Annotated in this window: 19 protein-coding genes; 10 read left to right on the top strand and 9 right to left on the bottom strand. The window is 64.6% G+C overall.

Going from position 1 to position 21,599, the window contains the following annotated elements:
• Window positions 1-89 precede the first annotated feature (89 nt).
• Complete coding sequence (locus Y882_RS01370; protein ID WP_046970078.1) at window positions 90-1,322, bottom strand: MFS transporter; 1,233 nt, start codon at window positions 1,320-1,322, stop codon at window positions 90-92.
• A gap of 127 nt (window positions 1,323-1,449) precedes the next feature.
• On the opposite strand from Y882_RS01370, the gene Y882_RS01365 reads away from it, so the two are divergent.
• The 3 genes from Y882_RS01365 to Y882_RS01355 all read left to right on the top strand — a co-directional run bounded on the left by Y882_RS01365 (window position 1,450) and on the right by Y882_RS01355 (window position 5,235).
• Window positions 1,450-2,232, top strand: a complete 783-nt coding sequence (locus Y882_RS01365) for an AraC family transcriptional regulator (RefSeq protein ID WP_046970077.1) — start codon at window positions 1,450-1,452, stop codon at window positions 2,230-2,232.
• A 312-nt stretch (window positions 2,233-2,544) separates the two neighbouring features.
• A complete protein-coding gene (ppk1, locus tag Y882_RS01360) occupies window positions 2,545-4,725 on the top strand; it encodes a polyphosphate kinase 1 (RefSeq protein WP_046970076.1) in 2,181 nt (726 codons plus the stop codon).
• A gap of 186 nt (window positions 4,726-4,911) precedes the next feature.
• The gene (locus Y882_RS01355) at window positions 4,912-5,235 is read left to right on the top strand and encodes a hypothetical protein (RefSeq protein WP_046970075.1); all 324 of its coding nucleotides are present in this window, start codon (window positions 4,912-4,914) and stop codon (window positions 5,233-5,235) included.
• 146 nt (window positions 5,236-5,381) lie between these two features.
• Here Y882_RS01355 and Y882_RS01350 read toward each other — a convergent pair whose 3' ends face one another.
• Complete coding sequence (locus Y882_RS01350; protein ID WP_046970074.1) at window positions 5,382-5,939, bottom strand: NADPH-dependent FMN reductase; 558 nt, start codon at window positions 5,937-5,939, stop codon at window positions 5,382-5,384.
• A 330-nt stretch (window positions 5,940-6,269) separates the two neighbouring features.
• Here Y882_RS01350 and Y882_RS01345 point away from each other — a divergent pair, with 330 nt between their 5' ends.
• Both Y882_RS01345 and Y882_RS01340 read left to right on the top strand, forming a co-directional pair.
• On the top strand, window positions 6,270-8,006 hold the full coding sequence (locus tag Y882_RS01345) for a GGDEF domain-containing protein (protein ID WP_052949575.1): 1,737 nt from the start codon (window positions 6,270-6,272) through the stop codon (window positions 8,004-8,006).
• Window positions 8,007-8,082: 76 nt separating this feature from the next.
• The gene (locus tag Y882_RS01340) at window positions 8,083-8,517 is read left to right on the top strand and encodes a VOC family protein (protein WP_046970072.1); all 435 of its coding nucleotides are present in this window, start codon (window positions 8,083-8,085) and stop codon (window positions 8,515-8,517) included.
• A 13-nt stretch (window positions 8,518-8,530) separates the two neighbouring features.
• Here the strand turns inward: Y882_RS01340 and Y882_RS01335 are convergent, their stop codons facing one another.
• Window positions 8,531-9,415: an AraC family transcriptional regulator gene (locus Y882_RS01335; protein WP_052949573.1), complete on the bottom strand. Its 885-nt coding sequence runs from the start codon at window positions 9,413-9,415 to the stop codon at window positions 8,531-8,533.
• Window positions 9,416-9,611: 196 nt separating this feature from the next.
• Here Y882_RS01335 and Y882_RS01330 point away from each other — a divergent pair, with 196 nt between their 5' ends.
• The 5 genes from Y882_RS01330 (at window position 9,612) to Y882_RS01310 (ending at window position 15,303) form a co-directional block, all read left to right on the top strand.
• Entirely contained in the window at window positions 9,612-11,537 is a 1,926-nt protein-coding gene (locus Y882_RS01330) for a CocE/NonD family hydrolase (protein WP_046970071.1), read from the top strand.
• 107 nt (window positions 11,538-11,644) lie between these two features.
• Window positions 11,645-12,313: a TetR/AcrR family transcriptional regulator gene (locus tag Y882_RS01325; protein WP_244466152.1), complete on the top strand. Its 669-nt coding sequence runs from the start codon at window positions 11,645-11,647 to the stop codon at window positions 12,311-12,313.
• Window positions 12,310-13,278, top strand: a complete 969-nt coding sequence (locus Y882_RS01320; protein WP_046970070.1) for an HlyD family secretion protein — start codon at window positions 12,310-12,312, stop codon at window positions 13,276-13,278. The genes Y882_RS01325 and Y882_RS01320 overlap by 4 nt, the downstream gene beginning before the upstream one ends.
• Before the next feature lie 7 nt (window positions 13,279-13,285).
• Window positions 13,286-14,215 (top strand): ABC transporter ATP-binding protein, encoded by a 930-nt coding sequence (locus Y882_RS01315; RefSeq protein WP_046970179.1) that lies wholly within the window; start codon window positions 13,286-13,288, stop codon window positions 14,213-14,215.
• Entirely contained in the window at window positions 14,212-15,303 is a 1,092-nt protein-coding gene (locus Y882_RS01310; RefSeq protein WP_046970069.1) for an ABC transporter permease, read from the top strand. The genes Y882_RS01315 and Y882_RS01310 overlap by 4 nt, the downstream gene beginning before the upstream one ends.
• A 51-nt stretch (window positions 15,304-15,354) precedes the next feature.
• On the opposite strand, the gene Y882_RS01305 is transcribed toward Y882_RS01310, so the two are convergent.
• The 6 genes from Y882_RS01305 to Y882_RS01280 form a co-directional block, all read right to left on the bottom strand.
• Window positions 15,355-15,849, bottom strand: coding sequence for a DUF3761 domain-containing protein (locus tag Y882_RS01305; RefSeq protein ID WP_046970068.1), 495 nt, complete (start codon window positions 15,847-15,849; stop codon window positions 15,355-15,357).
• A gap of 262 nt (window positions 15,850-16,111) precedes the next feature.
• Window positions 16,112-16,525 (bottom strand): RcnB family protein, encoded by a 414-nt coding sequence (locus Y882_RS01300; protein ID WP_046970067.1) that lies wholly within the window; start codon window positions 16,523-16,525, stop codon window positions 16,112-16,114.
• A 266-nt stretch (window positions 16,526-16,791) separates the two neighbouring features.
• Window positions 16,792-18,300 carry a chemotaxis protein CheW gene (locus Y882_RS01295; protein WP_082120888.1) on the bottom strand — a complete coding sequence of 503 codons (1,509 nt, stop codon included), beginning with the start codon at window positions 18,298-18,300 and terminating at the stop codon, window positions 16,792-16,794.
• Between the two features lie 14 nt (window positions 18,301-18,314).
• The gene (locus Y882_RS01290; RefSeq protein ID WP_046970065.1) at window positions 18,315-18,791 is read right to left on the bottom strand and encodes a chemotaxis protein CheD; all 477 of its coding nucleotides are present in this window, start codon (window positions 18,789-18,791) and stop codon (window positions 18,315-18,317) included.
• Window positions 18,784-19,629, bottom strand: a complete 846-nt coding sequence (locus Y882_RS01285; RefSeq protein WP_244466150.1) for a CheR family methyltransferase — start codon at window positions 19,627-19,629, stop codon at window positions 18,784-18,786. The genes Y882_RS01290 and Y882_RS01285 overlap by 8 nt, the downstream gene beginning before the upstream one ends.
• Window positions 19,629-21,326 carry a methyl-accepting chemotaxis protein gene (locus tag Y882_RS01280; RefSeq protein WP_046970064.1) on the bottom strand — a complete coding sequence of 566 codons (1,698 nt, stop codon included), beginning with the start codon at window positions 21,324-21,326 and terminating at the stop codon, window positions 19,629-19,631. Before Y882_RS01280 ends, Y882_RS01285 begins: the two co-directional genes overlap by 1 nt.
• Window positions 21,327-21,599 lie beyond the last annotated feature (273 nt).

The following is a 21,599-nucleotide window of genomic DNA, read 5'->3' as shown; positions in this document are numbered from 1 at the left end:
TGTGCGCGACCGCGGCCCCACATCGTCCCGCACTACCGACCCGTCGCGCACTGGGTGCGCTCCCACAGAGGTGTAGCGCCCGCGCACGCTCAGGCCGGCTTGCGCTCCAGATTCGGCAAGAACGCCGTAATGATGCCGATCAACGGCAGATAGGCGCACAAGCCGTAGACATACTCGATGCCGCGCGCGTCGGCGATATGTCCCAGTACTGCCGCACCAATGCCGCCCATGCCGAACGCAAAGCCGAAGAACAGGCCCGACACCATGCCCACGCGGCCAGGAATCAGCTCCTGCGCGTAGACCAGGATGGCCGAGAACGCCGAGGCCAGGATCAGGCCGATGATCACCGTGAGCACGCCCGTCCAGAACAGGCTGGCATGCGGCAGTAGCAGGGTGAACGGCGCCACGCCGAGGATCGATGCCCAGATCACCCACTTGCGTCCGATGCGATCGCCCACCGGACCGCCGATCAGCGAACCGGCCGCCACGGCAAACAGGAACACGAACAGATGCGTCTGCGCACTCTGCACGGACACGCCGAAGCGGTGCATCAGGTAGAACGTGTAGTAGCTGCTGAGGCTCGCCAGATAGAAATACTTGGAGAAGATCAGCAGCCCGAGGATCAGCAGCGACCAGGCCACCTGGGCCTGGGTCAGCACGATATGCGACGCCCGCTTGGCCTTGGCCTTGCCGCGCACGGCGTGGTGATCGCGATACCAGCGGCTCACCTGCAGCAGCACCACGATGGCCAGCAGCGCGGCGAGCGAAAACCACGCCACGCTGCCGCGGCCATGCGGCACGATGATCCATGCCGCCAGCAACGGACCCAGCGACGCACCCGCATTGCCGCCGACCTGGAACAGCGACTGCGCCAGGCCATGACGACCGCCCGAGGCCATGCGCGCCACGCGCGAGGATTCGGGATGGAACACCGAGGAGCCCGTGCCGACCAAGCCCGCAGCGATCAGCAGGACGGTGAAGTTGGGCGCCGTCGCGAGCAGCAACAAGCCGCACAGGGTGAAGCCCATGCCCACCGGCAAGGAATACGGCATCGGCTTCTTGTCCGTGATCAGGCCCACCGCCGGCTGCAGCAGCGAGGCGGTGATCTGGTAGGTCAGCGTGATCAGGCCGATCTGCGCGAAGTTGAGGTTGAAGCCACTCTTGAGGATCGGATAGATCGCCAGGATCAACGACTGGATCATGTCGTTGAGCAGGTGCGAGAAGCTGATCGCACCGAGGATCCTGAACTCGGTGGCGTGTTCGGTGGCAGGGCTGGCGGGCGGCGCGGCGGCCAACGGCATGTCTTCGACGCGGGTTTGCATGGGGACTCGTAAGGGAACGTCTGCGGCAGGACGACGCGGTTGCGCCGCCGGGAACGCCACCTTAAAGTGGACGCGCCCGGCCCGCACACGCAACTGGGTCAATTTCTGTTGAAAATGGGCCAAGCCTATGCGTAACGCCCGTGCGGAAAGCTTTGACCAGACGCCCCGCGACGTGATCGCGACGGGCAACGACTATCCCCCGCATTACGTGCTGCCCCCGCATTCGCATCGCCGCGGCCAGCTGCTGTATGCCTCCACAGGGGTGATCACCACCATTACAAGCGAAGGCAGCTGGGTGGTGCCGCCACGGCGCGCCCTCTGGATCCCGCCCGGCGTGTCGCACGAGGTGCTGATGGCCGGCCCGGTGTCCACGCGCAGCGCTTACGTCACGCCCGAGGCCGTCGAGAACGCCGGCCTCGCATCCCGCTGCCAGGTCATCAGCGTCTCTCCCCTGCTGCACGAATTGCTGATGGAAGCGGTGGACCTGCCGGCCGAATACGATCTGGACGGCCGGGATGGACGTGTGATGGCGCTGCTGCTCGATGAAATCCGCCGCATGCCGGTGCTGCCGCTGAGCACGCCGCTGCCGCGCGAAAAGCGTCTCGCCGCGCTCTGCCGACATCTGCTGGAACAACCCTCGCAGGAAGTGAAGATCGACGACATGGCGCGCCGCGCCGGCATGAGTCGGCGCCATTTCACGCGCACCTTCCGCGACGAAACCGGCATGAGCTTCACCGCCTGGCGGCATCAGGCCTGCCTGCTCACGGCGTTGACGCGACTGAGCAACGGCGAGGCGATCACGCAGGTGGCGGTCGACCTGGGCTATGGCAATCCCAGTGCGTTTACCGCGGCATTCCGGCGCGTGCTGGGGATGGCGCCGAGCCGGTATCTGGCCACGCCGCTGGGATAAACCGGCACGCTGACCATCACTGCGGGAGCGCACCCTGTGCGCGACGGGCGTGCGGCGACGTTGCTACGGAGAGGCACGCCCGTCGCGCACAGGGTGCGCTCCCACAAGAGCAGAGGGTCGTGGGCATCACGGCTCCATAACATCCGACTATGCACTGTCACAGGTTCGTCAGATGCGATGGGCAATATGTCGGTCATATGACAGCGCATTCCGCGCTTTCCTGCCATGGCCCGGTCGCAATTGGCGGCTTACCATGCTTTCCATTCGCGGATTGCGCAGCCCGCTCGCGCCCGCCCATCGAACGGTGAACCGATGAGTACCGATGTCGTCCGAACCAGTGCAGAGCGCGACGCCGCCATCACCGAACAGGTGCCTGCCGCCCCCGTCCAGGCGCCCGCCGCCAGCGCTGCGCCGGATTTGAATGATCCCGCCCTGTATATCAATCGCGAACTGTCGCAACTGCAGTTCAACATCCGCGTGCTCGAGCAGGCGCTGGATGAAAGCAAGCCCATCCTGGAGCGACTGAAGTTCCTGCTGATCTTCTCCAGCAACATGGATGAGTTTTTCGAGATCCGCGTGGCGGGCTTGAAGAGCCAGATCGCCTTCGACCACGAAATCGTCGGCTCCGACGGCGTGGCGCCGCGCAAGGCGCTGGCCGAGATCAGCGAGATCACGCATAAGCAGATCGAGCGGCAATACGCGATCCTCAACGACAACATCCTGCCGGAGCTGGCGCGCAACGGCATTCGCATCGTTCGCCGCAACGAGTGGTCGCACAAGCAGAAGATGTGGGTGCGCCGTTACTTCCGCCACGAAGTCGCGCCGTTGGTGACGCCGATCGGACTCGATCCCACGCATCCGTTCCCGCTGTTGGTGAACAAGAGCCTCAACTTCATCGTGCAGCTGGAAGGGACCGATGCGTTCGGCCGCGATTCGGGCCTGGCCATCGTGCCGGCACCGCGTGTATTGCCGCGCCTGATCAGGCTGCCCGACGACGTCAGCGAAGGTGGTGAGAACTTCGTGCTGTTGTCGTCGATCATTCATGCGCACACCGAGGAACTGTTCCCCGGCATGTCCGTGCGCGGTTGCTACCAGTTTCGCCTGACTCGCAATGCCGACCTCACCATCGACCCCGAAGACGTCGAAGACCTCGCCCGCGCATTGCGCGGCGAACTGTATTCGCGCCGCTTTGGCGATGCCGTGCGGCTGGAAGTGGCGGACAACTGCCCGAGCGAACTGACGGATTATCTGCTGCGTCAATTCGGCCTGACTGCCGCCGAGATGTACGAGGTCAATGGCCCGGTAAACCTGGCCCGCCTGTTCGGCCTCATCACCAAGACGCTGCGGCCGGAACTGCAATACCCCACGTTCACCCCGTCCATCCCCAAGGCATTGAAGAAGGCCGAGGACCTGTTCCAGGTCGTGGGTCGGCAGGATGTGTTGCTGTTGCATCCCTACGAGTCGTTTGCGCCGGTGGTGGATCTGCTGCATCAGGCGGCGAAAGACCCGAGCGTGCTGGCGATCAAGCAGACGCTGTACCGCAGCGGTGCGAACTCCGAGATTGTCGACGCGCTGGTGGATGCGGCGCGTTCGGGCAAGGAAGTCACCGTGGTGATCGAGCTGCGTGCGCGCTTCGATGAGGAGTCCAATCTCACGCTGGCGTCGCGTCTGCAACAGGCCGGCGCCATGGTCATCTACGGCGTGGTCGGCGTGAAGACGCATGCCAAGCTGATGCTGATCCAGCGTCGCGAAGGTGAGGAACTGGTGCGTTACGCCCATCTGGGCACCGGCAACTATCACACCGGCAACGCACGCCTTTACACCGACTACAGCCTGCTCACCTCCGACCAGGCGCTGTGCGAGGACGTGCACAAGCTGTTCAGCCAGCTCACCGGCATGGGCAAGCTGCTGCAGATGAAGAAGCTGCTGCATGCGCCGTTCACGCTGAAGAAGACGCTGCTGGAATTGATCGCGCGCGAAACCGCGCATGCGGCGGCGGGCAAGCCGGCGCAGATCATCATCAAGGTCAACGCAGTCACCGATGCCAAGATGATCCGGGCGCTCTACAAGGCCAGCATCGCCGGCGTGAGGATCGACCTGATCGTGCGCGGCATGTGCTGCCTGCGTCCGGGTGTGCCGGGCATCTCGCACAATATCCGCGTACGTTCCATCGTGGGGCGTTTCCTGGAGCACAGCCGCGTGTACTGGTTCCTCAATGGCGGCGATGAGAAGTTCTATCTGGCCAGCGCCGATCTGATGGAACGCAACCTGGATCGCCGTGTGGAAACCGGCTTCCCGGTCGAAGGCAAGAAACTGCAGAGTCGCCTGAAGAAGGAGTTGGAGCTCTACCTCTCCGACAATTCCAGCACCTGGGTGCTGCATCCGGACGGGCGCTATTCGCGCAGCCGCCCGGGTGCGAGCCAGACGCCGCGAAACGTGCAGACGCAGTTGCTGGAGAAGATCTGCGGCTCGGGGGCCAGTGCGGATATGTGAGTTGCGGGGATGCTGCTCCGCAACGTCGTGTAGGCCTAACCGCCAAGGTGGCGACTTAAGCCGCGCAGCAATCGAAGTAGTTCACTGTCATCACTGACAAGTCTTCGCTTACTTCGCGGCAGGCCGCGGATTCGTATGGTGGTTCCGATATCCATCGGCCATTCCGGCCGGCCACCGGAGCCCTCCATGCGCAAATTCATCGTCGCCATTGTCTTGACCACCTTGGTCGCACACGCCTACGCCCAGAGTCAGCCTCAGGGCGGCCAGGATCGGAATGGGAATACAACCGCCCGGGTTCCCTGCCTGACCGATGAGAGCGGCGCCCATTGCGCCGGCGCGGCGACTGCCTCGGAGGCAGCCACGGGCAATCTCACGCCGCTGTATGTCGGCGCAGGCGTGATTGGTGCGGCAGTGATTGCTGGCGCCTTGAACGGCGGCGGCGATGGCCATCATGACCCGGCCAGCGGCAGCGGCGGCGGCGGCACCAGCGGAACCACCGGGACGCACTGATCCCGACGAGCATAAGGTCCCTCGCGGTCGGTATCGGTCGATCCCCTGCTACCGGCCACCTCTCGAGGTGCGCCTGCGCCGGCTGCGCCGCCCTTGTTCTGGCAGGGGCGGCGCAGTTCGTTTGGCCCTCAGGAATCGGACAGGACCTAGCGGTGACGCTTTATCCAGGCGACATAGCGATCGACGAAACCCTGCAGGAATTTCCGCGTGCCCTCGTTGGCGATCGAACCGTCTTCGGCGAACAAGCCGTCCTTGGCATGGATGAACACCTCGGGCTGGGCCAGCGTGGGCACGTCGAGATAGGCCAGCACGTTGCGCAGATGCTGTTGCGCCATCGCACCGCCCTGGGCGCCCACCGAGACGCCGATCACCGCCGCCGGCTTGCCCGCGAATGAATTGGTCCCCCACGGGCGCGACGCGATGTCGATGGCGTTCTTGAGCACGCCGGGAATCGAGCGGTTGTATTCCGCGGTCACGAACAGCAGCGCGTCGGCGGCGCCGATCTCCTGCTTGAGACGCTTGCCTTCAGCGGGGTAATCGTCATCGAAGTCCTGGTTGTACAGCGGCAGGTTGTCGATGCGGATGTGCTCGAAGCTCAGCTCCGGCGGAGCGAGCTGCTCCACGGCGCGCGCCAGCTTCAGGTTGAAGGAATCCTTGCGCAGGCTGCCCACCAGAACCGCCACGCGAATCTTGTCGTTGCTCATGCCCTAGCTCCCAGAGAATGGAAATGGAAGTCGCCGAAAGACATAGAGCATGGCATCGCAGCCGGTGAAACCCTCGTGATAAACCTTGTCACACGGTCGCTGTGGCCTTGTGGCATGATGGACTTATAGCCTTCCATACTGCCCTATCGGCTTCGGCGCGACGGGGTCCAACGAGGCACCGCCAGCCATGGCGGCCTCCGCAAATCGCATGGACGATGCCCTGCCCGCGCCACCGGTAACGCGGGTTTCCGCCCACAGGATTGACCGGATCGGCCGTAAAGCTGCGCGCCACTCCCAACCACGGAGTGCGCGAAGAAGGGGGACCGGTACATGGTTGGGCCACTCGCGACCATCGCGACGCGTCGCTACGGGCGGATGCTGGGCATCCTCGCCCTGCTGTTGTTCGCCTGCTCGGTGCATGCCGCGACCGCCCTGACGGGCGCCGCGCGGGAAGTCATGCCCGGCGACACGCCGCAGTCGGTGCTGGACGCCTACCATCGGGGCGAGTTCGCCAGCTTCGATCCTAACCTGCTGCAACGCTTCTCCCGTCGCGGGCTGGGCACCTGGGTGGTGCTGCAGCCGCAGCCACCGTTGGTCAGCGAGGAACGGGTGCTGTCCGTGTACCCGCCGCCGATGGCGCCGGTGACGCTGTTCAATACCGACGGCAGCACCTTGACGATGTCCCTCGACGATTTTCTTGCCAGCGCGCACGGCAACGGCCGCCTGGCCTACCGCATCACCGCGGACATGCCGGCCTCGGCGCCCATCCTGCTGAAAATCGAACCGGGCACGGTCAACCATGCCGTGGCCAGTTTTCATCTACAGCCGTGGAACGAATACCTGCAGACCGATGCGCAATGGCTGGCCTTTGCCAGCGCCTGTTTCGCCGTGATGGTGGCCATGTCGCTGATGGCGCTTTGCCTCGCACTAATGCTTCGCGACAGCACGTTCGCCTGGTATGCCGGCTACGTGCTCTGCTATGCGTTGATCCAGGGCATGCAGACGGGTTACCTGTTCCATCCGCTGGAGCTGACCTGGCTGGCCGGCGCGGCGCCGATGATCGCTTCGTCGGCGATGGCCTTGTCGCTCGCCTTTGCGGCCATGTTCGTCTCGCGCTTCTGCGAGTTGCCGCGCTATGCGGCGATCCTGCAAACGCCGACCGTGGCGCTGGCCGTAGGCATGCCGCTGGTGGTGCTGCTGGACAACAGCCAGGTCGCGGTGCTGCAGCAAACCGCCCAGGTGCTGGTAACGCCCTTGCTGGTGATCGGCACGCTGTTGCTGCTCAGCGCCACCGTGGTGGCCGCCATACAGGGCTCGCGCCCGGCCTGGTTCTTCCTGGTCGGCTGGACGCCGCTGCTCGCGCTTACCGCGCTGTACAGCTCGCAGATGACGGGCGTGCTGTCGGATATCCCCTGGCTGGGCGATGCCTGCCTTGCCGCCGGTGCCTTCGAAGCCATCGTGCTGTCCTTGGGCCTCGCCGATCGCGCCCTGATGATGCGGCGCGACCGCCATATGGTGCAGGAGCTGGCCGATAACGACGCGCTCACCAATGTGCTCAACCGCCGCGCGTGGACGGAGAGCATGCAAAAAGTATTGGGCAATTGCGGCGCGCAACCGATCGCCCTGCTCTTCCTCGACCTGGATCACTTCAAGATGCTCAACGATCGCCAGGGCCATGCAGCCGGCGACCGCGCCCTGGTCGCCGTGGCCGACGCCTTGCGCAGCGAATTGCGCCCGCACGACCTGTTGGGGCGCTATGGCGGCGAAGAATTCGTCGCCATGCTGTTCGGTGTGGAACAGAACCAGGCCATGCAGGTGGCCACACGCCTGTGCCGTCGCGTCTATCGCCTGGAGATTCCGGTGAACCAGACTGGCCTGGTGCTCAGCGTGAGTATCGGCATCGCCATGCGCACGCACGAGGACACGGTCGACACCCTGGTGGAGCGCTCGGATCTGGCCATGTACCGCGCCAAGCTGGCCGGCCGCAACCGCGCCCGCCTGGACGAGAAACTGGAAGGCGTGCGCCGCAGCTGGCCCCGTGCGGTGGAGAACGACCGCAGCGCCTGAGCGTCACTCGGAAAATCGACAAGACATGGCCGCCCGACGGGGTACGCTCGGCCCATCCCTGTCACGGAGCACGCCCATGAGCACCCCGCACGCCGCCGGCAGCACCATCATTCCCTGCTTGCGCTATCGCGATGCACACGCCGCCATCGATTGGTTGTGCAAGGCGTTCGGTTTCCACCAGCAGGCCGTCTACGAGGATGACCAGGGCGGCGTGGCCCATGCGCAGCTGACCTATGGCAACGGCATGCTGATGCTTGGCTCGGTCAACGACAACGAGTTTGGCCGCCGCATGGTGCAGCCCGACCAGGTCGACGGGCGCGAGACGCAATGCCCGTGCGTGATCGTCAAGGACTGCAAGGCGCACTACGAACAGGCCAAAGCCGCCGGCGCCATCATCGTCGACGAGTACGCCGAGAAGGAATACGGTGGCGCCGGTTACGGCTGCCGCGACCTGGAAGGCCACCTGTGGTGGTTCGGCAGCTACGACCCGTGGGCCGAGGCTGCCGGATGATCCACGCGCCGGCTCAGCAGCGCGCGACCGGCAAATAGACGTCCGCACGCAAGGCGGCTTCCGGCACTTCCTCGGGATCGTCGAGAAAATGCCGGTACGGATCTTCATCGCGCAGCACGTAGCCGCTATCGGGCAACCAGTGGCCGATCAGGCGATCGGTCAACCCGCCCAGTGCATCGTAGGAGCCCACGTGGCGCCAGCGCGCCCACAGGCCGCCGCCCAGTTGCAGCGGCTGGGTTTCCGAGTCGCCCAGCACCTCGTTCCCCTCGAAGGCCAGCGCACAATCGAAGCTGCCGTGGTCGAACCGCGCGTCCGGGCCGCCGTCGTGGGCAATCCCGTAGATGCCGGTCAGACGCTCCAGCAACGCACGCTCGGCGGCCCAGGCGAATAGACGTCCATAGGCCTGATCCAGTTCGCGATGCGCGCCTTCATATCGCGTGGCCACGACGCGGAAAGGCTCGACCGAGACGACTTCGACCTCGAAGGCCTGCTCGACCGCTTCCTGCGTGGCGGGGCGACGAAGACGCTGCATCGCTTCGTGCAGTCGTCCCTGCTGCCCGCGCAATTCGCTGGGCGTGGCATCGAAGGCCTGCCGGAACGCGCGTGCAAAGGCCTGCGGTGTTTCGTAACCCACCGCCAGCGCTGTCTCGGTGACGCGCTCGGCGGGCTCGGCCAAGAGCTGCAAGGCGCGCAGCCAGCGCAGGCGCGCCACGGTCTGGCCGATCGTCTCGCCGGCGAGCGCACGGTAGATCCGATGAAAATGGAACGGCGAAAGATGGGCCGCGGCCGCCAGTTGCGCCAGCTCGGGCAGCGCTTCGCCCTGGGCCACCGCCGACTGGAGCATGGCGACCACGCGATCGATGCGTTGCAGATAGTCCTGACGCGTATGGGTTTTCATGACTGGGCTTCCTCTGGGAGTGGGCACAGTGTGGTCGGCGCCTGCGGCGGCAGCGTTCCCATTCTTGCGCCATTGGGCATCGTATAGGCAGGAAGTCATGGTGGGAGCCTGGGTGCTACTCGCTTACAGTCCCCCTGGGGCCCCATCCACTCACTATGCCGGAACAGCTGTCGCCAGCTGTTCGCCTGGAGGATTCATGCATATCCGCCGTACCATGCTCGCCGTCGCTCTCGCCGCTGCCGGCGCCACGTTGGTCCACGCGCAAACGACGCCGCTCACGCCGGATATCACGTCCAAGGCCTTCATCGCCGACACCGCCGGCTACGACTACGTGAAGCGCGACGTGATGATCCCGATGCGCGACGGCGTGAAGCTGCACACGGTGATCGTGGTGCCCAAGGGCGCGCACAATGCACCGATTCTCCTCACGCGCACCCCGTACGACGCGAGTGGTCGCGCCGAGCGTTTCACTTCCCCGCATATGGACGCCACGCTGCCGCAGGGTGACGAAGTGTTCGTGCACGGTGGCTATATCCGCGTATTCCAGGACGTGCGCGGCAAGTACGGCTCCGAAGGCGACTACGTGATGACGCGCCCGCTGCGTGGCCCGCTCAACTCCAGCGACGTGGATCATTCCACCGACGCCTACGACACCATCGACTGGCTGGTGAAGAACCTGCCCGAGTCGAACGGCCGCGTCGGCATGCTCGGCTCCTCCTATGAAGGCTTCACCGTGGTGATGGCGCTGATCCATCCGCATCCGGCGCTCAAGGTGGCCGCGCCGGAAAGCCCCATGGTCGATGGCTGGATGGGCGACGACTGGTTCCACTACGGCGCGTACCGCCAGACCAACTTCGACTACATCTACGGCCAGACCGGCAAGAAGGACGGCAAGAAAGGCGGCGTGCCACGCGTGGGCTACGACGACTACAGCAATTTCCTCAACGCGGGTTCCGCCGGCGATTACGCGCGGGCCAATGGCCTGGAGCAGCTGCCGTTCTGGCGCAAGCTCGACGAACACCCGGCGTACGACGCCTTCTGGCAGGGTCAGGCGCTGGACAAGATCATGGCCGAGCAGCCGCTCGCCGTGCCCACCATGTGGCTGCAGGGTCTGTGGGACCAGGAAGACATGTGGGGTGCGATCCACAGCTACGCCGCCACCGAAGGCAAGGACAAGGGCAACGACAAGAACTTCCTGGTAATGGGTCCGTGGCGGCATAGCCAGGTGAACTACGACGGCCGCTCGCTCGGTCCGCTGCAATGGGATGGCGACACCGCCCTGCAGTTCCGCCGCGATGTGCTCAAGCCGTTCTTCGATCAATACCTGGTGAGCGGAGCCCCGAAGGCGAACACGCCGCCGGTGCTGATCTACAACACCGGCGAAAACCATTGGGACCGCTACAAGTCGTGGCCGCTCAGCTGCGACAAGGGTTGCAGCAACAAACCCAAGTCGCTGTATCTGGGCAGCAACGGCTCGCTATCGTTCAATGCGCCCGCGGCCGATGCGGCGAAGTACGACGAATACACCTCCGACCCGGCCAAGCCCGTGCCTTACCAGCCGCGTCCGGTGCATTTCGCCGATCACGACGCCTGGACGCGCTGGCTGGTCAGCGACCAGCGTTTCGTGGATGGACGTCCGGACGTGCTGACCTACGTGAGCGAACCGCTGACCGCGCCGCTGCATATCGGCGGCGCGCCGCAGGTGAACCTGTATGCCTCCACCAGCGGCACCGACAGCGACTGGGTGGTGAAGCTGATCGACGTGTACCCGGATACCGTGCCTTCCAACCCGGACATGGGCGGCTATGAACTGGCTGTGTCGCTGGATATCTTCCGCGGCCGCTACCGCACCAGCTTCGAACATCCGCAGGCGCTCACGCCCGACCAGCCGCTGCTGTACGCGTTCGGCCTGCCCACCACCAACCACGTGTTCCAGCCCGGCCACCGCATCATGGTGCAGGTGCAGTCGAGCCTGTTCCCGTTGTACGACCGCAATCCGCAGACCTTCGTGCCGAATATTTTCGATGCGAAGCCGGCCGATTACCGCAAAGCCACGCAGCGCGTGTGGCATACGCCGGGCACGGCCAGCTCGATCAGTTTGCCGGTGGTGCCCAACGGCTGATCGGCCGCTCACCCCGCTCCCAAAGGCCGGCTTATGCCGGCCTTTCTTGTTTGGAAATACCTATATCTTCCAGCCACTTGAAAATTAATTAAAGCTATGATTAATTGATGGACATGACGACCAAGCCCAGTCCTCCGAAGTTCGCCGGCCGCCGCACTCCGGGCCGCCCCACCACGGACAGCCCCGATTTGCGTGCCAGCCTGATCGAGGCGGCCCTCGCCTGCTTCGTGCGCGATGGCATCGCCGCGACCTCGTTGCGCAGCATCGCCAAGGAAGCCGGCGTGACGCCCGCCATGCTCAACTACTACTTCGGCAGCAAACCTTCCCTGCAGAACGCCGTGTTCGAGGAACGCCTGCTGCCGGCGGTCATGAGCCTGCGGGAAATGCTGAGCACGGCGGGCGATGACGTGCACGCCATGGCCAGGCAATTCGTGCATGGCGTGCTCGGCCTGGTCGAGGCCTACCCGTGGTTCCCCTCGTTGTGGGTGCGCGAAGTGCTGTGCGAAGGCGGCGCCCTGCGCGAACTCCTGCTTGCACGCATCGGGCCCGAACTGCCACAGATGCTGGCCCGCCGTTTTGCCCAGGCGCAGCAACGCGGACAGATCCATGCCTCGCTCGATCCGCGCCTGATGGTCGTATCCCTGATCGGCCTGACCCTGTTCCCGGCGGCCAGCGCGCCGATATGGCGGCAGATGTTCCAGGCCGACCTGGGCACTGAAGTGCTGGTCCGCCACGCGATCGCGCTGCTCGAACATGGCATGGGAGTGGACCCATGAAGAACCATCATCGTCTGCTCGCCACCCTGCTCGCTTCGCTGCTGCTTGCTGGCTGCGAAGGCTCGCCGCCGCAGACGCTGGGCACGGTGGAATTCGACCGCATCACGCTGCCGGCGCCTGCCGCCGAGCACATCGTGAAAATCGACGTACGCGAAGGCCAGTACGTGCCCGCCGGTACGCGCATCATGCAGCTTGAAACCACGCGTACGCAGGCCGCGCTGAACTCCGCACGCGCCGACCTGCAGCAACAGCAGCAGGCCTTGCTGGAGCTGCAGCGCGGTCCACGTGAAGAGCTGATTCGCCAGGCGCGCGCGAACCTGGCGGGCGCACAGGCGCAGTCCCGCGACGCCAATGCCTACTACCAGCGGCTGTCGGCACTGGGCACGCAGCAATTCATCTCCGCGGCGGATCTTGACCGCGCGAAAGCTTCGGCAGGCAATGCCGATGCTGCCGTCGCGGCCGATCGTGCGGCGCTCGATCAGCTGGTCAACGGATCGCGCGTGGAAGACGTCGCCCAGGCACGCGCCGCGGTGGCCGCGGCCACCGCTACTGCCGCCTCGCGCGCGGTGGACCTGGACAAGCTCGACCTGACCGCCCCGCGCGATGTGCGCGTGGACAGCCTGCCCTACAAGTTGGGCGACCAGGCCCAGCCCGGCACACCACTGGTCATCCTGCTCGCCAGCGATACGCCGTATGCGCGCGTCTACGTGCCCTCGGCGCTGCGTCCATCGATCAAGGTGGGCGATCAGGCAATCGTCAAACTGCACGACGGCAAGCGCGAATTCCATGGCACGGTGCGCATGATCCGCAGCGAGCCCACCTTTACGCCGTACTACGCACTGAGTGGCGACGACGCGACGCGACTGAGCTATCTGGCGGAGATTGCCCTGGGCACCGATGCCCGCGATCTTCCCCAGGGTTTCCCCGTCGCCGTGGCGTTCCCAGGCAAGTCCAGCCATGACTGACAACGCCATCCATGCGCAGGGACTGACCAAGCGCTTCGGCGCGCTGGTGGCGGTGAACAGCGTCAACCTGGACGTGCCGCGCGCCTGCGTGTATGGCTTCCTGGGTCCCAACGGCTCGGGCAAATCCACCACGATACGCATGCTGTGCGGACTGCTGACGCCCAGCGAAGGCGAGATCGACGTGCTGGGTTTGCGCATACCCGAACAGGCCGAGGCCTTGAAGCGGCGCATCGGCTATATGACGCAGAAGTTCTCCCTGTTCGACGATTTGTCGGTGCGCCAGAACCTGGAATTCCTCGCCACCGTGCAGGGCATGTCACGCCATGCGACGCGTGCACGCGTGGACGAACTGCTGCAGCGCTATCGACTGGACGATCGTCAGCAGCAATTGGCCGGCACCATGAGCGGTGGGCAGAAGCAGCGACTCGCGCTGGCCGGCGCCATCGTGCACAAGCCCGAGCTGCTGTTCCTGGACGAACCGACCAGCGCGGTCGATCCCGAGTCGCGCCGCGACTTCTGGGAAAAGCTGTTCGAGCTGGCCGATGCCGGCACCACCATCCTGGTGTCTACGCACTACATGGATGAGGCCGAGCGCTGCCATCGCCTGGCGATCCTCGACACCGGCAACCTGGTGGCCGACGGTACGCCCAAAGAACTGACCGATACGCTGCGCGGGCGCACCTTTGTGATCCGCGCCAGCTCCCCTCGCCAGGCCAAGGCAGCGCTGGATGAGCGGCCCGACGTGCTGAGCGTGGCCCAGATCGGCAACGAGCTGCGCGTGCTGATGCGCGAAGACAACGTGACCGTGGAAACCCTGCGCCATGCGCTGAGCGAAGTCGATGCCGCCATGGATGTCGAAAGCGTCGCGCCCAACCTCGAAGATGTCTTCGTCGCCGCCACGCGCAAGCTCGCCCGACCAGAGGAGCAAGCGGCGTGAATCTGCGACGGCTGTGGGCCATCATGGTCAAGGAGCTGCGCCAGATGCGGCGCGATCGCGTCACGCTCGCCATGATCATGGGCATGCCGATCCTGCAGTTGCTGCTGTTTGGCTACGCCATCAATCTCAACCTGCGCAATCTGCCCGCAGCAGTGGTGGATCAAGCCCAGACGGCGGGATCGCGCGCCGCTGTACAGGACATGCTGGCCAGTGGCGTGATCGAGCTGAAAGCCAGCGCGCAGTCGCCTCAGCAACTGGTCGACCTGCTGCGCGAGGGGCGCATCAGCGTGGGCCTCGCCGTGCCGCCGGATTTCGAGCGCCGCAAGCTCGATGGGCGCGAAGCGATCCAGGTGATGGTCGATGGCAGCGACAACGTCGTGCAGTCCGCCGCCGCCCAGCTTGCGCTGTACCCGCTCAATCAGCCGGACAATTTCCACGCGCGTGCGCAAACGCCGATCAGCGTGGTGAGTTTCTACAATCCGGAACGGCGCTCGCCGGTCAACATCGTGCCGGGGCTGATCGGCGTCATCCTCACCATGACGATGGTGCTGTTCACCGCCGTCGCCATCGTGCGCGAAACCGAGCGCGGCAATATGGAGTTGCTGATCACGACACCGGTCAGCCGTACCGAGCTGATGATCGGCAAGGTGTTGCCGTACGCGGCGATCGGCCTGGTGCAGACCACTGTCGTGCTCTTGCTGGGCGTGTGGCTGTTTCGCGTGCCCATCCGCGGCAGCCTGTGGGACGTCTACCTGGCTTCGGGCCTGCTGATCCTCGCCAATCTCTCGTTGGGCCTGTTGATTTCGACGCGTGCGCGCTCGCAGTTCCAGGCGATGCAGATGACGTTCTTCGTCTTCCTGCCGTCGATCCTGTTGTCGGGTTTCATGTTTCCGTATGCCGGCATGCCGTTGCCCGCACAGTGGATTTCCGAGGCCTTGCCGCTGACCCATTTCATGCGCCTGATTCGCGGCATCATGCTGCGCGGCGCCGACCTGGGCGATCTGTGGCACGACGCGCTCGCGCTGCTGGCGTTCATTGCGGTCATGCTCACGCTGGCCATTCGCCTGTTCCACAAGCGGCTGGATTGAACACCAACGGAAGAGGCCCGCATGCGCGGGCCTCTTTCAGGTGACGCCAAGTTACTGCGTACAAGCCTTGCCGTGATCCCCGTGATAACCCTTGGCCTTCGCATCGGCCTCGCTCATGTACGAGCCCGACTTGGTCTTGCCGTACCACTTGTCGCCCTGGCAGTGGTAGACCTTGCTGCTGTCGTTGACCCACACCATGCCCGGACCGCCACCTGGCGCGGCATTGGCCGGCGGCTGCGGCCCTGCAGGCTTGGCGGCGGCTGCCGGCGCGGCCGCCGTGCTCTTGGGCGCCATGCTGTTGCTGGCCGGCGCAGGTGCAGCTGCAGGTGCTGCTGCAGCTGCCGGCGCTGCCGTGGCTGCTGCGGTGTACCACTCCTTCACGCCCTGATGGCCCGAGCAGGCACCCTTCTTGGTGGCGTGGTTGGTGTAGCTGCCATCCTTGCACTGGCCGGTCGAACCGGCGGGTGCGGCGGACTGCTGGGCGTAGACGGCCGGCCCGGCCAGAAGACCCGCGAACAAAACGGCGATCAGACCATACGATTTCATCTTCGATCCCTCCTGCGAATGTCGCCTGCCTGATGGGCGAATGCCCGGCGTGGCTGGCATGTCCCGGCGTCATCCACATCGACCGCTTCACTGTCGATGCATGACGCTCCCCAAGCGCACTGGCGCCTGCGCAAGCAATATGCGCCTGCCCCGTGACGCCTGATCACGCTGCCGGAAATGGCGTTCATCTGGCGTGATGCTGTTTCGCAACTTCATACGACGACGGACCGCATCGCGATGCACACGATGCGGTCCGCGACCATCAATGATTGATGACCAGGTCGGCGATCACGCCCGTGGCCACGGCCACCAGCAGGAAATCGCCGGTATCGCTGCGCACCCACACGTGTTCCGGCGGCGGCGGAGCGAGGTGATAGGAGTGATAGTCCACGTAGTAGCGACGGTCGTGGTAGTACTCCTCGGGCACGCGGCCGCCGCGGTGATACCAGCCTTCGTGGTTGCCGCGGTCGTGCACGATCACGTAGTCGTGGCGATCGTGGTCGCGATCGTAGCCGCGGTCGTGGTCGTGGTCCCGGTCGTGACCCTGATCATGATGATCGTCGTGGCGATCCTGATCGTGCTGGTCATGGTGGTCGTCGTACTGAAACGGTGCGGCTGCAACGGTGGTGGAGGCCATCACGGCGCCAAGCATCAGTGCGAACAAGGTCTTCTTCATGCGAACTCTCCAAGGGGTAGCGCCGTGGATCTGGCGCGCCCCCTGGCGCACGTTTCCACGGCGGCGCCATGATGTGATTCGCAACGATGCACGATGGGTGAATTCGTTCGCAAAACGGTGCGCTTGCGCCACGCAAGTTCATGCGTTGATGCAGCGTTAGGTTTGGGTGCTGCGATGCATCACCCATCCCGTTCGAATAAAAGAAGCCGTCCGTGGCCAGCCCCTGCTCCATAACCGCAGATCAAGGGACATCCAAACACTTCAACTCAATGCACCATGCGGCTGCTCAGTCGCTGCTTGAGCGGCGCTGCATCAAGCAGCAGCAGGGTGCGGTGATCAGGCAGCTCCACCACCTCGCGCATGTCGTTGCGCAAGTCCTGGTCGATCTGGTTGCGCAGCACGCCGGGCACGCCGATCTTGTCCGCCGCGTCGATGGTCACGATGTTCTCGATCGCATCCACGATCAGGCCGAACTTCTCCTCATCGTTTTCCACCACCAGTACCTTGGCGCCGTCCAGATCGGCATAGCCTTTCATGCCGTAGAGCGCACGCAGGTCGATGATGGTGATCAGCTTGCGGCGCAGATTGAGCATGCCGCGCACATAGTCCGGCGCGCCCGGCGGTTGCATCACGTCCGGCGGAAAGTCGATCACCTCGCGCAGCTGGTCGATGCGCATGCCCATCAGCTGGTCGAGCTTGAACGTCACATAGGTTTCGCGCACGCCACCGCGACGCTTGCCCTGTCCGCGGTCCGCCGCCGATGCGAGGGCGTACAACTCGCGATGGCCTTGGGTGAGGTCGGCGACGGCGGCATCGCCCAGCAGGGCCGTCTCGTCGATCAGGATGATGTCCGGCGCGCCCTCGCGGCTGATGCAGCCGGTGAACAGCTGCGGCCGATCCGCATTGAACGAAGGGATGGCCAGCAGCTCCTCGTCGCGATAACCGACGATGCTCTCCACATCGTCCACCAGCAGACCGACATCCATCGCCTGCTGGCGGATCACCACGATGCGGCGCGGATCCTCGAAATCGTCGCAGGCCGCGGTCGCCGCAGTCGCGCCGGGCAAGCCAAGGAAACGGGCGAAATCGACCACCGGCACCGTGTTGCCACGCAGGTTGAGCAAGCCTATGCACAAGTCGCTGGCCAGCACCGACTTGAGCAGCTCGGGCACGCGGATGATTTCGTGGATGGCGCCCATCGGCAGGGCGAGGCGCGTGTCGCCGACGCGGAAGGACACGCCCTGGCGACGCTGCCCCATGGCCGCGCGCTGCCTCGCGGGTTCGGACGCGACGCTGTCTGCCCTGGGCAGCGGCATGTCGTGCAGTTGCTGGAGCGCATCCACGCTCAGTATCTGCAGGATGCGGTTGCCGCCATCGAGCTTGAGCGCACCGCCTATCAGCGACCTGCCATCGCCGTCGTTGAAGATCACTTTCTGATCGCCCGTCACGCGCAGGATCTCGCCGGTGGCGTCGAACAGCAGGCCGATGCGTCCCTGGCGGAATTCCACGATGGCGATCTTCGACGCGGCGCGCGTTCCGTTCCCGGGCAGCTTCAACAACTGGCCCAGATCGACGATGGGTATCAGGCGACCGCGAAGGTTGAACAACCCAAGCAGATAGCTGGGTGCCAGCGGCACCTGGGTGACCACGGCCGGAAAAGTCACCACTTCCTGCACCGCCGTCACCGGCAGTACGAGTTCGGTATCGCCCAGGTGGAACGAACCGAACAGTTCGGTGGCTTCCTGGCGCATCGGTGTAGTGATGGATGTGTCCATGGCATGGCTCCGGTTCACGTCGTACGGCCGATGGTTTTGACCACGTAGTGGTGTTGCGCGCAATCGATCACGAGCTGGCGGCCGTTTTCGCCGCCCACGTCCAGGTGCACGAGCTTGATCCGGGTCTGGCCGATCAGCTGCTGCGCCATGCGCGCGTTCTGCTCGCCGATCAAGCCGTGCCGCGGCGCCTTGACGTGCTGCACCATGCAGGCGCCGCCGACGATCACGGCTTCCACTTCGTCCTGCCGGGCACGATCGAGCTGCATCATCGACAACAAGGTGGGCACGGCGCCGGTGACGTACTTGGCGCCCTCGCCGGCCGACTCCTGCGGCGACTCCGGCAACAGGCAGTGCGCCATCCCGTAGATGCCGCGGCGACGCCACAGCAGCCCGATGCCTACGCACGAGCCCAGGATCGCGCGCAGCACGTCGTTGCCGCTGCCTATCCTCACCTCGCACATGCGTACCTGGATATCCTCCCCCTCAGGCATGCATGCGTTCCTGTCGGCGATAGATCAGCGGCTGCTCGAAGTCGAAGCCGACGTTGAGCCGGGTCAGCGATTCCGATTCGCCGATGATCAGCACGCTGCCGGGCGACATGGCGCGGCGCACGTTCTCCAGCACGCTGCACTGCCCTTCCTCGTCGAAGTAGATCAGGACATTGCGCAGCAAGGTGATGTCGAAGCGGGCGGCGCCATCGAGGCGTTTGTGCAGGTGATGCTCGCGGAACACGATATGCGAGCGCAGTGTGGGCGAGGCCAGATAGCCATCGCTGCTGGGCTGGAAATACTTGGCGAACCACTCGGGCCTGGCGCGCTTGAGACCTTCGATGCTCTTGCCCTGGTAGTAGCCCGTCTTGCCCACCGCCAGCACCTGGCTGGCAATGTCGGTGGCGAGGATCTGGTACTTGAAGGCCGGATGATGCTCGCGAAATTCCTCGCACATCATGGCCATCGAATACGCCTCTTCGCCGGTGGACGCCGCCGCCGACCACAACTGCAATGTGGCGCCGCGATGCTCGCGGAACCATGCCGGTAGCAGTTGCTGCCAGAGCTGGTCCCAGATGCGTGGCGTGCGGAAGAACGAGGTCTCGTTGGTGGTCACCAGGTTGATGAAGGCCGCCACTTCGCCCGGCTGCGCATCCAGCACCGCGAGATAGTCGCGGTACCGGTTGAGCGACAGCGCCTGCAGGCGGCGGCGCAGGCGCCCCTGCAGCAAGGTCCATTTGCGGTCCGCCATATGGATGCCCGTATGGCGCTGCACTTTATCCAGCAAGGCGCGCTGGGTGGCCAGGTCGATCTCGCTCTCGATCTCCATCGGCGCGTTCATCAAACCACGAACCGCTGAACCGTCCGATTCAGTTCCTCGGCCCCTTGGGTAAGCGAGGTGGTGGAGCGGGCGATGGTGTCGCAGGCAGCGGCGGACTTCTCGGTTTCTTCGGCCACCTGCTGGATCGCCGCGCTTACTTCGCGCGCCGCCACCAATTGCTCGTCCGCGCCGCAGGAGATCTCGGAGATCGCCTGGGTGGTGCGGCCCACGCCGGCGACGATCTTCTCGAAGGCTTCGCCCGCCTGCTTGGAGATCTCGCTGCCCTGGGCCACGCGCTTGACCGACTCGTTGATCAGCTTGGAGATCTCCTTGGTGGCCTGCGAGGAACGTTCCGCCAGCTTGCGCACTTCGTCCGCCACCACGGAGAAACCCAGGCCGTGCTCGCCCGCACGCGCCGCTTCGATGGCGGCATTGAAGGCGAGCAGGTTGGTCTGGCTGGCGATCTCGCCGATCACCTTGATGATCTCGCTGATGTCTTCGGAGGACTTGTTGATCAGTTCCATCGACTCGATCGAGCGCGCGATCGCCTTGGCCCCGCGTTCGGCTTCCTGGTGGGTGTCCTTGGCGAGCTGGTCGGCGCTGCGCGAGTTGGTGGCGATGGAATTGATCGAGGCGGTGAGTTCTTCGATCGAGGCGTTCATTTCCTCCACGGTGGCGCCGAGCAGCTGCGCGCCACTGGCCACGCCGCTGGCGCGGCCGGCGATCTCCTGCGAGCTGCCGGAGAAGCCGCTGGCGTTGTCGACCACCTTGCCGATCACGCTGCGCAGGTCGCTCATCATCTGCTGGATGCCGTCGGCGAGCTGATCGATGGGTTCGCTGCCTTCGACGCGCACTTCGCCGGTGAGGTCGCCTTCCGCGGCCAGGCGTACCGTCTTCAGCAGCGCCTCGACTTTGCGCTGGTCTTCGGCGGCGCGAAGCTTCACGCTTTCTTCCAGTTCCACCTGCGCGGTCACGTCGGTGGCGAACTTCACCACCTTGCTGAGCCGGCCGTTGCCGTCGTAGATCGGATTGTAGGTGGCCTGGATCCAGATCACCCGTCCGCCCTTACCCAGACGCTTGTAGCGGCCCGCGTCGAATTCGCCGCGATTGAGCTTGGCCCAGAAGTCCGCATAAGCCTGGCTGGCCGTGTAAGCATCCTCACAGAACATGCGGTGATGGTGGCCCTGGATTTCTTCCAGTGCATAGCCCATCGCCTTGAGGAAATTATCGTTCGCGCTGAGCACGTGGCCGCCCAGGTCGAACTCGATCATCGCCTGGGCCTTGTCGATGGCGTTGACCTTGCCTTCGAATTCCGCCTTCTGCTGGCGATTGGCGGTCACGTCCGTGGCGAACTTGATCACCTTGTACGGCTTGCCGTTTTCGTCGAACACCGGGTTGTATGAGGCGTTGATCCACACTTCACGGCCGTCGCCGCCGATGCGCTTGTACTCGCCGCGGTCGAGCACGCCCTTGCCGAGGCTCTCCCAGAACTTCTTGTACTCGGCGCTGGCCGCGTAGGCCGGCTCGCAGAAGATGCGATGGTGCTGGCCGCGGATATCCTCAAGCGTGTAACCCATCGCCTTGAGGAAGTTGTCGTTGGCGTGGAGCACCTTACCCTTCAGATCGAACTCGATCACTGCCTGCACGCGATTCAAGGCTTCACTGACGGCGCGAAGCTCGTGCGGCACGAGCTGCAACTCCGGTGTCTCTTTTCCCATCGCCTTCTCCCCCGTTATTGAGACGCATCGACTGCGTTTATCTCGATTGCGTGAGGGATATCGGCGAGCGGGGGGACGGCCTTTAGGCCTTAAAAACCAGGGAAAACGCGCGAAAATCCAGAATGGCGTGAGATTGCTCTTGCAACTGATTCGGCCGCGCTCATTTCTCGATACCTGGATCGAGACAATGTGATGGCCATCACAAAGGATGGCCATCACATCGACGCTGATCCCGCGAACGGCCTATGGCGTAAGGCCTAGCATTTTCTTTCG

It is taken from the genome of Dyella japonica DSM 16301 (assembly GCF_001010355.1).
GTDB classification, from domain to species: Bacteria; Pseudomonadota; Gammaproteobacteria; order Xanthomonadales; family Rhodanobacteraceae; genus Dyella; species Dyella japonica.
The sequence above is the reverse complement of the archived record's forward strand: the minus strand, read 5'-3'. Positions and strand labels throughout refer to the sequence as shown.

What these genes read in the sequence shown, in the direction of transcription:
- Y882_RS01330 (WP_046970071.1), top strand. Translation starts at nt 9,612, where the DNA reads ATGCATATCCGCCGTACCATGCTCGCCGTCGCTCTCGCCGCTGCCGGC.
- Y882_RS01280 (WP_046970064.1), bottom strand. Translation starts at nt 21,326, where the DNA reads ATGGGAAAAGAGACACCGGAGTTGCAGCTCGTGCCGCACGAGCTTCGC.
- Y882_RS01365 (WP_046970077.1), top strand. Translation starts at nt 1,450, where the DNA reads ATGCGTAACGCCCGTGCGGAAAGCTTTGACCAGACGCCCCGCGACGTG.
- Y882_RS01350 (WP_046970074.1), bottom strand. Translation starts at nt 5,939, where the DNA reads ATGAGCAACGACAAGATTCGCGTGGCGGTTCTGGTGGGCAGCCTGCGC.
- Y882_RS01300 (WP_046970067.1), bottom strand. Translation starts at nt 16,525, where the DNA reads ATGAAGAAGACCTTGTTCGCACTGATGCTTGGCGCCGTGATGGCCTCC.
- ppk1 (WP_046970076.1), top strand. Translation starts at nt 2,545, where the DNA reads ATGAGTACCGATGTCGTCCGAACCAGTGCAGAGCGCGACGCCGCCATC.
- Y882_RS01290 (WP_046970065.1), bottom strand. Translation starts at nt 18,791, where the DNA reads ATGCCTGAGGGGGAGGATATCCAGGTACGCATGTGCGAGGTGAGGATA.
- Y882_RS01320 (WP_046970070.1), top strand. Translation starts at nt 12,310, where the DNA reads ATGAAGAACCATCATCGTCTGCTCGCCACCCTGCTCGCTTCGCTGCTG.
- Y882_RS01305 (WP_046970068.1), bottom strand. Translation starts at nt 15,849, where the DNA reads ATGAAATCGTATGGTCTGATCGCCGTTTTGTTCGCGGGTCTTCTGGCC.
- Y882_RS01345 (WP_052949575.1), top strand. Translation starts at nt 6,270, where the DNA reads ATGGTTGGGCCACTCGCGACCATCGCGACGCGTCGCTACGGGCGGATG.
- Y882_RS01295 (WP_082120888.1), bottom strand. Translation starts at nt 18,300, where the DNA reads ATGGACACATCCATCACTACACCGATGCGCCAGGAAGCCACCGAACTG.
- Y882_RS01340 (WP_046970072.1), top strand. Translation starts at nt 8,083, where the DNA reads ATGAGCACCCCGCACGCCGCCGGCAGCACCATCATTCCCTGCTTGCGC.
- Y882_RS01335 (WP_052949573.1), bottom strand. Translation starts at nt 9,415, where the DNA reads ATGAAAACCCATACGCGTCAGGACTATCTGCAACGCATCGATCGCGTG.
- Y882_RS01325 (WP_244466152.1), top strand. Translation starts at nt 11,645, where the DNA reads ATGGACATGACGACCAAGCCCAGTCCTCCGAAGTTCGCCGGCCGCCGC.
- Y882_RS01355 (WP_046970075.1), top strand. Translation starts at nt 4,912, where the DNA reads ATGCGCAAATTCATCGTCGCCATTGTCTTGACCACCTTGGTCGCACAC.
- Y882_RS01370 (WP_046970078.1), bottom strand. Translation starts at nt 1,322, where the DNA reads ATGCAAACCCGCGTCGAAGACATGCCGTTGGCCGCCGCGCCGCCCGCC.
- Y882_RS01285 (WP_244466150.1), bottom strand. Translation starts at nt 19,629, where the DNA reads ATGAACGCGCCGATGGAGATCGAGAGCGAGATCGACCTGGCCACCCAG.